Source organism: Sulfitobacter sp., assembly GCF_039977885.1.
Classification (GTDB): domain Bacteria; phylum Pseudomonadota; class Alphaproteobacteria; order Rhodobacterales; family Rhodobacteraceae; genus Sulfitobacter.
Map to the genome: position 1 here is coordinate 124,610 of NZ_JBDWCI010000008.1, position 12,531 is coordinate 137,140.

Annotated in this window: 13 protein-coding genes; 6 read left to right on the plus strand and 7 right to left on the minus strand. The window is 57.4% G+C overall.

The genetic code is table 11. The features are described from left to right. The first annotated feature begins 3 nt into the window (after positions 1-3). Positions 4-1,308: an FAD-binding oxidoreductase gene (locus ABJM03_RS05235; RefSeq protein ID WP_348297545.1), complete on the plus strand. Its 1,305-nt coding sequence runs from the start codon at positions 4-6 to the stop codon at positions 1,306-1,308. Between the two features lie 147 nt (positions 1,309-1,455). On the opposite strand, the gene phaR is transcribed toward ABJM03_RS05235, so the two are convergent. The 3 genes from phaR to phaC form a co-directional block, all read right to left on the minus strand. After that, positions 1,456-2,019, minus strand: a complete 564-nt coding sequence (phaR, locus tag ABJM03_RS05240; RefSeq protein ID WP_348297546.1) for a polyhydroxyalkanoate synthesis repressor PhaR — start codon at positions 2,017-2,019, stop codon at positions 1,456-1,458. 133 nt (positions 2,020-2,152) lie between these two features. After that, the gene (locus ABJM03_RS05245; RefSeq protein WP_348297547.1) at positions 2,153-2,602 is read right to left on the minus strand and encodes a phasin family protein; all 450 of its coding nucleotides are present in this window, start codon (positions 2,600-2,602) and stop codon (positions 2,153-2,155) included. A 176-nt stretch (positions 2,603-2,778) separates the two neighbouring features. Then, positions 2,779-4,584, minus strand: coding sequence for a class I poly(R)-hydroxyalkanoic acid synthase (gene phaC, locus ABJM03_RS05250; RefSeq protein ID WP_348416085.1), 1,806 nt, complete (start codon positions 4,582-4,584; stop codon positions 2,779-2,781). Positions 4,585-4,699: 115 nt separating this feature from the next. Here phaC and phaZ point away from each other — a divergent pair, with 115 nt between their 5' ends. Both phaZ and ABJM03_RS05260 read left to right on the plus strand, forming a co-directional pair. Continuing rightward, the gene (phaZ, locus tag ABJM03_RS05255; protein ID WP_348416087.1) at positions 4,700-5,998 is read left to right on the plus strand and encodes a polyhydroxyalkanoate depolymerase; all 1,299 of its coding nucleotides are present in this window, start codon (positions 4,700-4,702) and stop codon (positions 5,996-5,998) included. Positions 5,999-6,004: 6 nt separating this feature from the next. Further along, positions 6,005-6,574 (plus strand): DUF6151 family protein, encoded by a 570-nt coding sequence (locus tag ABJM03_RS05260; RefSeq protein WP_348416089.1) that lies wholly within the window; start codon positions 6,005-6,007, stop codon positions 6,572-6,574. Between the two features lies 1 nt (position 6,575). Here the strand turns inward: ABJM03_RS05260 and ABJM03_RS05265 are convergent, their stop codons facing one another. The 4 genes from ABJM03_RS05265 to ABJM03_RS05280 form a co-directional block, all read right to left on the minus strand. Next, positions 6,576-7,286 (minus strand): alpha/beta fold hydrolase, encoded by a 711-nt coding sequence (locus tag ABJM03_RS05265; protein WP_348416091.1) that lies wholly within the window; start codon positions 7,284-7,286, stop codon positions 6,576-6,578. A gap of 65 nt (positions 7,287-7,351) precedes the next feature. Beyond that, positions 7,352-7,960, minus strand: a complete 609-nt coding sequence (locus ABJM03_RS05270; protein ID WP_348416615.1) for a hypothetical protein — start codon at positions 7,958-7,960, stop codon at positions 7,352-7,354. 17 nt (positions 7,961-7,977) lie between these two features. Next, positions 7,978-8,403 (minus strand): VOC family protein, encoded by a 426-nt coding sequence (locus ABJM03_RS05275; RefSeq protein WP_348416093.1) that lies wholly within the window; start codon positions 8,401-8,403, stop codon positions 7,978-7,980. Positions 8,404-8,414: 11 nt separating this feature from the next. Then, positions 8,415-9,173, minus strand: coding sequence for an alpha/beta hydrolase (locus ABJM03_RS05280; RefSeq protein ID WP_348416094.1), 759 nt, complete (start codon positions 9,171-9,173; stop codon positions 8,415-8,417). Between the two features lie 224 nt (positions 9,174-9,397). On the opposite strand from ABJM03_RS05280, the gene ABJM03_RS05285 reads away from it, so the two are divergent. The 3 genes from ABJM03_RS05285 to ABJM03_RS05295 all read left to right on the plus strand — a co-directional run bounded on the left by ABJM03_RS05285 (position 9,398) and on the right by ABJM03_RS05295 (position 12,470). Then, complete coding sequence (locus ABJM03_RS05285) at positions 9,398-9,856, plus strand: SRPBCC domain-containing protein (protein ID WP_348416096.1); 459 nt, start codon at positions 9,398-9,400, stop codon at positions 9,854-9,856. 155 nt (positions 9,857-10,011) lie between these two features. Then, positions 10,012-11,958, plus strand: coding sequence for a threonine--tRNA ligase (gene thrS, locus ABJM03_RS05290; RefSeq protein ID WP_348416098.1), 1,947 nt, complete (start codon positions 10,012-10,014; stop codon positions 11,956-11,958). A gap of 206 nt (positions 11,959-12,164) precedes the next feature. Continuing rightward, complete coding sequence (locus ABJM03_RS05295; RefSeq protein ID WP_348416100.1) at positions 12,165-12,470, plus strand: DUF2282 domain-containing protein; 306 nt, start codon at positions 12,165-12,167, stop codon at positions 12,468-12,470. The last annotated feature ends 61 nt before the right edge of the window (positions 12,471-12,531 follow it).

Below are 12,531 nucleotides of genomic sequence, written 5' to 3' on the forward strand. Positions count from 1 at the left end.
CCCATGAATCTGCTTTATGCCAATGACCGCCGCGCTCAATACCCTGACAGCTATTATGCTGCCACCGCTACGCCGCTGCGTGGCTTTGAACCGCTCAAAGGGGCGCAAAAGGCAGATGTCTGCATTATCGGCGCGGGATACACGGGCCTAAGTGCAGCCCTGCATCTGGCGCAGGCTGGTCGTGATGTTGTGCTGCTGGACGCTCAGCGCGTGGGCTTTGGTGCCTCGGGGCGCAATGGCGGGCAGCTCGGCTCGGGTCAGCGAATGGAGCAGGACGCGCTTGAGGCGCTCGTAGGCGACCCCGAAGCGGCCAAGCTCTGGGCAATGGCCGAAGATGCCAAGGCTTTGGTCAAATCTCTCATCGCCAAACACGGGATCGACTGCCAGATCAAACCCGGCGTGGCATGGACCGCCTCTAATGCCGGTGACACAAAGCACCTGCACGTCTACGCCGATCATCTGGCCCGGAAATACGGCTACGACCAGATAGAAACTCTCGATAAGGCTGCACTGCAATCCGTCTGCCCCTCCCCCGACTATTCCGGCGGCATTCTGGACATGGGGGCGGCCCACCTGCATCCATTGCGCTTCGCCCTTGGTCTGGGACAGGCTTGCCTAGAGGCGGGGGTTCGCATTCACGAACGCAGTGCCGTGCACCACGTCGAGCAAGCAACACCGGCCCGCGTGCATACCGATGCCGGCCATGTGACCGCCGACCATGTGATTTTTGCCTGCAATGGCTATCTGGGCGGCCTCAGCCGTCCTGTGGCGGCCCGCGTCATGCCCATCAACAACTTTATCATCGCCACCGAACCTTTGGGCGCACGCATTGCTGATGTCCTGCCACGTGATGTTGCTGTGGCCGACAGCCGCTTTGTGGTGAACTACTTCCGTCTCAGTGCGGAAGGCCGCCTGCTGTTTGGCGGTGGCGAAAGCTACGGCTACCGCTTCCCTCGCGACATCGCCGCAAAAGTGCGCAAACCGATGTCGGTCATCTTCCCGTCCCTCAAGGATATCCGCATCGACTACGCTTGGGGCGGCACCCTCGGGATCACGATGAAACGCCTGCCCTATCTCGCCCGTCTTGCACCCAATATCCTCTCCGCCTCCGGTTACTCCGGCCATGGCGTCGGAACAGCAACCCATGCAGGACAATTGATGGCCCAAGCAGTCAAAGGCGACGGTGACGGCTTTGACACATTAGCCGCGCTGCCCAGCACACCATTCCCCGGCGGCTCCGCCCTGCGCAACCCCCTTCTGGCCCTTGCCATGAGCTGGTATGCTCTACGAGACCGCCTCGGCGTCTAGCGAACCAGCCCCCTATTTCTTCTAGCCAGAAATACTCCGGGGGAGCCGGCCTTGGCCGGCGGGGGCTGGCCCCTACTCTACATCACCATAGCACGGCGCATAAAAAAGGCGGGCAAACACCCGCCTCGTACTTTTATAAATGCCGCTTCATTTTAGTTTGGACAGTTTGTCCTGCAGTTCCGCCAATTGACGCTTGATTGCATCAAGGTCCTCGCTGCTCTGGCTGGGTGAGGACTCTGTCTGCTCCTTGTTTGCACCCATTGGCCAGCCCGCTCCGGCACCGCCTGTCATGGCCTTCATAAAGGCTTCCTGCTGGGCTTGCATGGCCTCAAAGCCAGGCATTTTTGACAGCGGGTTCATAGTGGTCATGTTTTCCATCACCTTTGCCTGCCCGTCGCGCAGCATGGTGAAAGACTGCGAAAGAAACTCTGGCACTACGCTGACCTTGCCGGTCATATAGCTGCGCACCAGATCGTTCAGCACATCCACAGGAAGCACCGCTTCCCCCCGGCTTTCATGCTCGGCGATGATCTGGAGCAGATATTGCCGCGTGAGGTCGTCACCCGATTTCAGATCTACAATCTGCACTTCCCGCCCGTCGCGGATAAAGCCCGCGATATCATCCAAAGTGACATAATCACTGGTCTCGGTGTTATAGAGCCGCCGGCTGGCGTATCGTTTGATCAGAAGCGGTTTAGCCGTATCGCTCACGTCGGTTCCTCCATGAAACTGTGCTGCACTGCAGCCTAGCCCCCACATTCGCAAAAAGAAAGGGCGAGCTGTATACAGCCCACCCTTCCCACGGTGTCATCTGTGAAGATAACCGGTCAGACCAAAGTCCTACTTATTTTGCAGTAGCTTTTTTCGCCGCTGCTTTAACTTCTTCGCCGGCTTTGGACATCACGGCTGTGGCTTCGTCAGAGATGTCTTTGCCCGCGGCCATCATCAGCTCGACTGTTTCCATTTGCACTTTTTTCGCAACTTCCGCGAAAGATGCCATATGCTCGGCTGCTGCTTCGGAATAAGCAGAGGCGAAATCGGTCATCGCTTTGGAGTAGTCGGCAGGCTCGGATTTTGCTTTTGCCATCTCGGAGAGCTTTGCAACGGTGTCTTTTGTCCATGCCGAAGAAATCTCGGTGGATTTTTCAACAGCGGAGAGAGCCACACCAGAAAGCTTTTCGCTCAACGCGGCAGATGTCTTGAAAGAGGCTTCCATGGAGGTTGTATCCACAGGGAAGGCACCCATCATGTCTTTGAGCATTGCCGTCATGTCGGGTGTTTTTGCAGTTGCCATCTTAGTCGTTCCTTACATTGGGTGGCGCAGCACCATGCCCCGCCTGACTGTCGCATCTGCCTTGAGATCCCCCAAGCGTCTGCGGCTGACTACCATATACATGCTGCAGCGCGGCATTTCAAGCCTTATTCTGCATTGCAGCATTTCTGTGGCAGCGGAGCAAACTGTCAATGACTTCAGCTTCTTGACTTAACGGCAACATAGGTGCCCGGCGCATCGCATAAAATTTCTTTTCCTTGCGCACCCGGAATCCGCGCCTCGATCATCTCGCCCGACCGCTTATCCAGCCACGCCTCCCAACGCGGCCACCATGATCCGGCTGTGAATTCCGCCCCCTCCTGCCATGCAGCATGATCAAGGCCCAGATCCTCATTGGTGTAGTGACCGTATTTGCCCTTGCTTGGGGGGTTCACAATACCCGCGATATGGCCGGATTGCGTCATAATGAACGTCTTGTCATTGCTGCCCATCTTTTGCACACCGCGATAGCTGTCCTTCCACGGCGCGATATGATCGGTCTCACAGGCAATCGCGCACAGCGGGATGTCCACATCCTCCAGCACCAGATGCCGACCACACAGATCAAACCCGCCCTCGGCCAGCTCGTTGCGCTGGCACAGGCCACGCAGATATTGCATCGCCATCCTGGCCGGCAAATTGGCACCATCGCCATTCCAATACAGCAGATCAAACGCCGGCGGGGTCTCTCCCATCATATAGCTTTTGACTGCGGGGCCGTAGACCAGATCATTGGACCGGAGAAAGGAAAAGGTTCGCGCCATAACGATAGAGGGCAAGATGCCCTTGTCTTCGGTTTCCGCCTCGATCCCGTCGATAAAATCATCCGTCAGGAAGGGCTGGAACTCTCCCTGATCGGAAAAGTCGGTCAGGGCAGTAAAAAAGGTCGCCGATTTGACCGATGTATCGCCACGCTGTTTGAGCAGGCTCAAGGTCAGGCTGAGCGTGGTGCCCGCAATGCAGTACCCTACCGCGTTGACCTGTTTTTGCTCTGTGATCGCTTTGACCTGTTCAATCGCGGCAATATAGCCGTCCTCGACATAATCCTCCATGCCAACGTCGCTATAAGCGCTGTCGGGATTGACCCAAGACACCATAAACAGCGTATACCCCTGATCGACCACCCACTTCACAAACGAGTTCTTGGCCTTGAGATCCAGAATATAATATTTGTTTATCCACGGCGGAAACACGACCAGTGGCGTGCTGTGCACCTGTTCGGTGCTGGGAGTGTACTGGATCAACTCGAACATCCGGTTGCGAAACAAGACCTTCCCTGCTGTGGTCGCGATATTTCCACCCAGCTCAAAGGCGTTTTCATCAGCCAAACGCACGACCATCTCGCCGTTGTTGGCCTCAAGATCACCAATAAGGTTCTCAAGCCCTTTCAGCAGGCTCTCTCCGTCGGTATCCACCGCACGTTGTAGCGCATCGGGATTTGTAGCCAGAAAATTTGTGGGGCTCATCATGTCGATGATCTGCCGCGAGAAGTAGCGCAGGCGCTGCTTTTCGCGCGGTTCCATGTCCTCGACACCCTCGACCGCTTGGCTGATGGCCTCTGCGTTCATCACATACTGCTGTTTGACGAAGTTGAAATAGGGATGTTGCTGCCACATCGGGTTGGCAAAACGCCGGTCACTGCCGGTGCGGTCGTCGGGGGCGGATAAAGTGCCCTTGGCCAGCGCCTGTTGCGCCTCCATGAAATGGATGACTGATTTTGACCAGAAGGCCAGCTGGTGCTCCATCAGTTTCGCCGGATTGGTCATCGCCTCTTGCATGTAGGCTTTTGCCGCTTTCGCAAACAGCTCCTGATTGGGGCCATCCAGCGCCGGTTGATGGGTTGATCGGGTGGCAAGGACATGTGTCAGCCGCTCCCGCAACCCGTCAACTTTTTTCAAATTCTCTTTCAATCGAGCCAAAGAAGCGTCCGTCGGCCCGGTGTCATCTGTAGATTTTGTTGTCATCGTAACCAATCCCCCCTATGTTGCACCTGCAGCATTTTGTGCAAACCGCCCCAATTGTGAGGCGGGCGGCGCAAAATCAACCCGGTTTTCCGGGCCTTGGTACAGGAGTTCCGCAATGCGATTTATGGCATCCTACGACATGATGGAGTCAATCCGAAACACAAATCAGTGGCTCGGTGCTTCTACTCTTGCGATGGCGTCTTATCCCGCCTTTGCCATGTTCCCCAACCCAGCCCTGCAATGGTTGGGCGCATGGGGCGAAGTGACTGAACGGACGTTCAGCCGCATGGTGGTCAAACCCGATTGGAACCTCCCCTCGTTCCTTGGCGAAAACGGCACCGACTGTACCGTCGTCGAAGAAATCGAAATCAAAGGCGCATTCGGCGACCTGCTGCATTTCCGCGTGCAGGGCCGCACAGAACCCAAGCGCAAGGTTTTACTGGTTGCTCCGATGTCGGGCCATTATGCCACTTTGCTACGCTCGACTGTGATCAGCCTGCTGCCCGATTGTGACCTCTATATCACAGACTGGCACAATGCCCGCGACATTCCGGTAAGCGCCGGTAAGTTCGACGTGGAAGATTACACCATGCATCTGGTGGACTACATGCGCCATCTGGGTCCCGATACCCATGTGATCGCGGTGTGCCAACCCGCACCTCTTGCGCTGGTGGCTACGGCCTATCTGGCCGAAGAAGATCCCGCTGCCCAGCCAAGCACGCTCACCCTGATCGGCGGCCCCATCGACCCCAGCGCGGCACCCACCGAGGTCACCGATTTTGGTCACTCGGTCACCATGGGCCAGCTTGAGCAATCCATGATCCAACAAGTCGGCTTCAAACATGCCGGCGTCGGTCGCAAGGTCTACCCTGGCCTGTTGCAGCTCAGCTCCTTTATTTCGATGAACATCGAAGCACATAAAACCGCCTTTACCAACCAGATCCAGCGCGTCGCCAAAGGCGAAGCCCATGATCACGACAAGCACAACAAATTCTACGACGAATACCTGGCGGTCATGGACATGCCGGCAGAATTCTATCTGTCCACTGTGGACCGCATTTTTAAGAACGGTGAAGTCGCCAACAACAGCTTTACGATCAAGGGCAAGAAAGTCGACATCGGCAAGATCACAACCGTGGCCGTAAAAACAGTCGAAGGCACCAAAGACGATATCTCTGCCCCCGGGCAATGTATCGCCGCCCTTGACCTATGCACCGGCCTGCCCGACAGCAAAAAGGCAAGCCACCTTGAAAAAGGTGCAGGCCACTACGGTATTTTCGCAGGCAACAGCTGGCGCACGAACATCCGGCCGCTGGTCCTCGACTTTATTGACGACAACGAAAAACAGACCCCTCCGGGCTACCGTACGAAAAAGCCTGCGGCGAAACCTGCAAATAAAAATACCGCAGCGTAGATCACTATGGCGGATATTCCTTTCTCATGCAGCTGTGGTGATATCCGCGGGACATTACACAGTGCGACACCACAGGGCGGCAACCATGTGCGATGCTATTGCTCCGCATGCCGCGCGGCCGCGCTTTATACAACGGGGATTGATCCCGAAAACCGTGGCGTGGAGTTATTCCAGACCACGCCAGACAAGATCAGTTTCCAACAAGGCCACAGCAAGCTGTCTGTGTTCTCGTTCACACCGCGCAAATTGCTACGCTTTCGCGCCTCTTGTTGTGGCGTACAGATGTTTACGATGCTGCCCACGCCAAAATTCGCGCTTGCGGGTATCATGACCGATTGTCTGGAGGATTGCTCTGCGATCGGACCCGTCGCGTCAGAGGCGTTTATCCCCCAAGACGATGGCAGCACCAAACACAGCTCGGCCCTTAAAATTTATGGTGGGACAATCTGGCGCGCGTTGGTTGCGCGCGTGACAGGGCGTTGGAAACAGACCCCTTTCTTTGACATCGCGACCGGTAAACCTATTGCACCGGTCTATGTCCCCTCTGCCGAAGAGCGCGCAACGCTCCCCTTTTGAGTTACTGCAAAACGTAGGGCTGCTTTAGCCACCTGCGCAGGGCAGCCGTCGCCTCATCTGGCTGTTCCAGCGTGGGCAAGTGGCCGGAATGCTCTAACACGCACAACTGGGCATAGGGGATCAGCTCGGCCATGAATTCATGTCGCTTGACCGGATTGACCGTATCATATGCACCGCACATCACCAGCGTGGGCACACGGCAGCGGCGCAGGGTCGCCTGCTGATCCTTCCGGCGCTGCATCGCGCGGGCCTGACGGATAAAGACATCCGGCCCCAATGTTTGGGCCATCTCCTCGACCAGCGCCAAAACCTCGTTGCGGTACGGTCCGGGGGCCAAAGCCGTTGCAGGGATTTCAGTGCGCATAATCTCCGCCAGCCGACCTGAACGCACTTTGACGATCTGCGGTTCGCGGTTGGCCGCTTCCACAGGGGTCCCGGCCAGCGGATGCGTATCCATCAGCGCAATCCGGCCAACCCTGTCAGGGGCGCGGCGCAAAATCTCCATCGCGACAACACCGCCCATTGCCGCCCCTGCCAGCGCAAAACGTTTGGGCAGAATATCCAAAAGGCCCGAAGCGATCTCCTCGATCCGTTCGCCCATGGTAATGGGGGCGACGGTCACAGCGGTGTCGCAAGACAGCTCTGCGATCTGGGGGCCGAACAGGCGGGCATCACACATCATGCCAGGTAACAGAACCAGCGGCTCGTTCATCGGGTACTCTCACTAGGGTTGCCTTAACCTAGTGCATGACGCGCACAGCGGACAGGTGCAAGCCCTCAGGGGTACACAATCCCGCGCAACGGGGGGAAATCCGCGTATCGGGCCGCGCGGGTAGCACCGTCTTCGGCCGGTTCTTGTCCTGCGCGCAGCAACATGCCACGCGGCGCGATATAGCTGCTGATGGTGCGCAACGGCTCGGGTCGCCAGACCAGATTGAAGGCGGCGAGTTTGGGGAAAAACCACATTTCCGAATAGGGCAGATGATCATGCACCCACCACGCCAGATCGCGCCAATCGCGCCCCTGATCGTATTGGTCGGCAAACCACGGGATCACCAGAGATGTACCAGCCACAGGCGCGCCACTCCAATCCCAGATGTGACACTCGATCAGGTTATCGCTGCGCGCGCAGTTAAGCCGGTTGTCGTTCCCGTAGGTATTGAGCGCATCCGAGCGGTAACCGGAGCGGATGGCGATACGGCCAAAGGTTTCCTCCAACGGGTCGAGCAATTGCGTACACAGCGCCCGCCCCCGCTCAATCGCCAGCTCAGGATTGTCAGGAATGTTGGGGATGCCGTGAAAGGCGCTGATCTCGCTCATCAGGAAATCGCGCATGTAGAAATATTTTGACAGGCGCACGCGGCCAAATGTCTCAAGGCTCCACATGCTGGCAGGTCTGCGCATCAGTAGCCGTTCCAGCGAAAACTGCCATCTGCGGCCAATGGCGCATGAGGGTTATGCGAAACCTCCCAGATATTGCCCTCGGGGTCGGCAAAATAGCCGATATGCCCGCCCCAGAACACATCAGAGGCAGCGCGCAATATCCGCCCACCCGCAGTTTGCGCACGCGCCAGCACGGCGCCAACCTCCTCTTTGTCGCGCACATTATACGAGAACGTCACGCCGCCCCGCCCCATTTCCTCAACAGGGATACCAATATCCTCGGCCAGCTTTTCAAGCGGGTACAGGCCCAGCGTTTGCCCCATCAGATCAAAGGCAATCACCCCGTCTTGCGCCTGCACGCGGGTCCAGCCAAGCGCCTCATAAAACGCCGCTGTGCCTGCCATGTCGCGTGTGCCGAGCGTGATGAGGCTAATCCGCTGCTCCATCCCGCCGCTCGTCATTCTATAAACGCAGCGGCAGAGACCTCGTTCACCGCATGCTCAATCAGATCCAGGCACGGCCCGTCGGAAAACCGGTGATCGGCATCTTTGACCAGCAGCAGTTGCGCGTCAGGGCAGCTGAGGTGGTCCAGCAGGCGTGTGGCGGTTGCCGTACTCACAGCGGTATCAGCTGTGCCTTGCAGCAAGCGCACGCTAAAGGGCAGCTCGAGCGGATCACGCAAGACGAGATGCATCCGCCCATCCTCGACCATACGTTTGGTGACGATATATGGCTCCATGTAATCAGAGGGCAGCGCCACTTTGCCTATCTGCTCAAGCTGGGCCTTTTGCGCCGCATCAAAATTCGCCCACCAGCCGTCTTCGGTGAAATCGGGGGCAGCCGCGATAGCGACCAACCCCGCCAAACGCTCGGGCCGTGCACGGGCCAGCAACAGCGATTGCCAGCCGCCCATTGATGACCCTACCGGCACAATCGGCCCTTCGGTGAGCGTATCAATCACCGCCAACGTGTCTTCATGCCAATCACCGATACAGCCTTCCTCGAACGTGCCTGAGGATTGGCCATGACCGGAATAGTCGAAACGCACAAAAGCGCGGCCTGTGGCACGGGCCCAATCCTCTAGATGGATCGCTTTGGTGCCTTCCATGTCGGATTTCAGCCCCCCGAGGAACACAACACATGGCCCCTCGCCTGCGGTGCGATGATAAGCAATGCGCCGTCCCTGTGCAGTCTCGAGATATGATGGCTGTGTCATGGCGCGTCCTTTCGTGATATTTTCGCGCGATCATGCACGCTGCGCACCAGCAGGTGCAACGGCGCGGCGGCAAAATGTTTCATTGCGCCCCCTCCTGAGGCGCAAAAACGGCCAGTTACCCCACCCAATATCAAGAAGCTGTCATCTCGGACCTAAATCCTTGAATAACCCGTCATGCGTGTTCAGTATTACGGTCTGAAGCGGAAACTTTTAAGGAACAGACCATGTCAGACAGGGCCGAAAAAGCCGGTTTCACCACCCACACCTTCATCCGCTGCACGCAGGATTCGCTATGGGCTGCGATGACCGACCCGACGCATATGGCAGCGTCGCATTTCGTCGCCGAACGTGTGACATCTGCCGAGGGCGATAGCGGCGCGATGACCTTTCTGCTGCCCGGTGGCACCCCACGGTTCACATTGCGCCCCATCACCGTCACTCCCAAGACTGAATTCGAAGCAGGTTTCGAGCCGCATTTCTTTGGCCCCGATGCGCCTTCATCGCGTGTGGTCTATGAGATCGAGCAAATGGAAAAAGTGTGCCGGCTGACCGTTGAGCATTACGAAATCCCCGAAGGACAGGAAGGCGTCGCCGCCGGCTGGATGCGTCTGGTCAGCTCGGTAAAATCCTACCTTGAGACAGGCACACCGATCCGGATGCCTGTGGAGTGCCTCCCTGTCTAGGCCAGCGTCACAGCACGTAAGATTACGCAAGCCCCTCCTCAAGGCGCGCATCGCCGATACAGCCTCTTGACGGCTGCCGCGCAGCGCGCCACATACGGCGATACATAAACCCGCAACCGGGCGTCTCGTAGGCGCCAAACCGACGAGGAGGCCCCATGGCCCAGATCGCACTCACCCTTCCCGATGGCAATTCACGACACTACGACGCAGGTATCACTGCGGGCGAGGTCGCAGCCGATATTTCCAAATCCCTTGGCAAGAAAGCCATCAGCGCCACCGTAAACGGCGCGCATTTCGATCTGGCATGGCCGATTGATGCAGATGCAAACATCGCCATCCACACCATGGCCGACGAAGAGCAGGCCAATGAGCTAGTGCGCCACGATCTGGCGCATATCATGGCCCGCGCTGTCCAAGACCTGTGGCCCGATACAAAAGTCACCATCGGTCCTGTCATCAAAGACGGCTGGTATTACGATTTCGACCGCAAGGAATCTTTCACCCCCGAAGACCTTGGCCTGATCGAAAAGAAGATGCGTGAGATCATCAACAAACGTGATCCCGTCCGCACCGAAGTGTGGGACCGCGCGCGCGCCATCAAGCACTACGAAGATCTGGGTGAGCCCTATAAGGTCGAGCTGATCGAGGCGATCCCCGGTGATGAGCCGTTGCGCATGTATTGGCATGGGGATTGGCAGGACCTGTGCCGCGGTCCCCACCTGCAACACACCGGCCAAGTGCCCGGTGACAGCTTCAAACTGATGTCCATCGCGGGCGCATACTGGCGCGGCGACAGCGACCGCGCGATGTTGCAACGCATTTACGGCGTGGCCTTTACCGGCAAGGAAAAGCTGCGCGCGCATCTGAATATGCTGGAAGAAGCCGCCAAGCGCGACCACCGCAAGCTGGGCCGCGAGATGGACCTGTTCCACATGCAAGAAGAGGCCCCCGGCCAGATTTTCTGGCACCCCAATGGCTGGACCATCTACACCCAGCTACAAGATTACATGCGCCGCAAACAACACGCCGACGGCTATGTCGAGGTGAACACGCCGCAAGTTGTGAACCGCAAATTGTGGGAAGATTCCGGACACTGGCAGAACTATCAAGATCACATGTTCATCGTTGAGGTCGACGAAGACCATGCGCGAGAGAAAACAGTCAACGCGCTTAAACCGATGAACTGCCCCTGCCACGTGCAGATTTTTAACACCGGCATGAAATCCTACCGCGACCTGCCCCTGCGCATGGCGGAATTCGGATCATGTAACCGCTATGAGCCGTCAGGTGCGCTGCACGGGATCATGCGGGTACGCGGATTTACCCAAGATGACGGGCATATTTTCTGTACCGAAGACCAGATTGTCGATGAAACGGCCAAATTCATCAACTTCCTTGCCTCCGTTTATGCCGATCTTGGGTTCAACGACTGGACAATCAAACTATCGACACGGCCCGAAAAACGGATCGGTTCCGAGGAAAGCTGGGACCGCGTTGAAAAAGCTTTGGGGGATGCGTGTAATGCTGCGGGCTATGAGTATGAGCTTCTGCCCGGCGAAGGAGCGTTTTACGGCCCTAAACTCGAGTTCACGCTGACAGACGCGATTGGCCGTGAATGGCAGTGCGGCACCTTGCAGGTGGACCCCAACCTGCCCGACCGTCTGGATGCAAGCTATGTCGGGGCAGACGGCGGCAAACACCGCCCTTATATGCTGCACCGTGCCACATTGGGCAGTTTCGAGCGGTTTATCGGTATTCTGATCGAAGAACACGCAGGCAAGCTGCCATTCTGGCTTGCGCCGCGTCAGGTTGTTGTCGCCTCGATTACGTCCGAAGCCGATGATTACGTCCTCGAAGTCGTCGAACAGCTGCGCGCCGTGGGCGTGCGTGCGGAAGCGGACCTGCGCAACGAAAAGATCAACTATAAGGTGCGCGAGCACTCAGTTGGCAAGGTGCCGGTGATCCTGGCCGTCGGCCACCGCGAAGTCGAAGAGCGCACCGTTTCTGTCCGCCGCTTGGGGGAAAAGCAAACATCCGTGCAGGCGCTGGACGATGTGACAGCGGCCCTTAAAATCGAAGCAACAGCACCAGATTTGCTGTAACATTTTCAACAATCGGGGGGCGAACCCTCCCCCCGATTGTTACAAATCAAGCGAAAACCCCTTATAAAGGGTGTTTCCCCACACATTTTCCCATACTTTTCTTAACGCTGTCGTGACACACTGTCTCGTGAGTAGATTTACGGCTGGCAAGCTGTTTAACTGCCATCACCACCATTCAATGCGACTTCAATCTAGGGAGAGACCCGATGTCCACAACCATGAAAACACTCGCCATTGCAGGCCTTGTTGCCGCCTCCGTTACAGGCACAACAGCCACCACAGCTGAAGCAGCGGCCAAAGAAAAATGCTATGGCGTTTCTCTGGCGGGCGCAAATGACTGCGCCGCGGGCCCTGGCACAACATGCGCCGGTACTTCTGTAACAGATTACCAAGGCAACGCATGGACACTGGTCGACTCCGGCACATGCGCCAGCATCGAGCTGCCAGCCCAAGCAGACGGCTCACCACGCACAGGCTCGCTCGAAGCACTTGATCGCGACCTGCCAGCATAATCCCCCTTACAGAGCCCTGTGAACAACAGGGCTCTGTACCCTCGACCTACACTACCCATTG

Excerpts from the sequence above, each read along its gene's own strand:
- ABJM03_RS05280 (WP_348416094.1), bottom strand. The coding sequence starts at position 9,173 with ATGACACAGCCATCATATCTCGAGACTGCACAGGGACGGCGCATTGCT.
- phaC (WP_348416085.1), bottom strand. The coding sequence starts at position 4,584 with ATGACAACAAAATCTACAGATGACACCGGGCCGACGGACGCTTCTTTG.
- ABJM03_RS05285 (WP_348416096.1), top strand. The coding sequence starts at position 9,398 with ATGTCAGACAGGGCCGAAAAAGCCGGTTTCACCACCCACACCTTCATC.
- ABJM03_RS05265 (WP_348416091.1), bottom strand. The coding sequence starts at position 7,286 with ATGAACGAGCCGCTGGTTCTGTTACCTGGCATGATGTGTGATGCCCGC.
- ABJM03_RS05245 (WP_348297547.1), bottom strand. The coding sequence starts at position 2,602 with ATGGCAACTGCAAAAACACCCGACATGACGGCAATGCTCAAAGACATG.
- thrS (WP_348416098.1), top strand. The coding sequence starts at position 10,012 with ATGGCCCAGATCGCACTCACCCTTCCCGATGGCAATTCACGACACTAC.
- ABJM03_RS05260 (WP_348416089.1), top strand. The coding sequence starts at position 6,005 with ATGGCGGATATTCCTTTCTCATGCAGCTGTGGTGATATCCGCGGGACA.
- ABJM03_RS05275 (WP_348416093.1), bottom strand. The coding sequence starts at position 8,403 with ATGGAGCAGCGGATTAGCCTCATCACGCTCGGCACACGCGACATGGCA.
- ABJM03_RS05270 (WP_348416615.1), bottom strand. The coding sequence starts at position 7,960 with ATGTGGAGCCTTGAGACATTTGGCCGCGTGCGCCTGTCAAAATATTTC.
- ABJM03_RS05295 (WP_348416100.1), top strand. The coding sequence starts at position 12,165 with ATGTCCACAACCATGAAAACACTCGCCATTGCAGGCCTTGTTGCCGCC.
- phaZ (WP_348416087.1), top strand. The coding sequence starts at position 4,700 with ATGCGATTTATGGCATCCTACGACATGATGGAGTCAATCCGAAACACA.
- ABJM03_RS05235 (WP_348297545.1), top strand. The coding sequence starts at position 4 with ATGAATCTGCTTTATGCCAATGACCGCCGCGCTCAATACCCTGACAGC.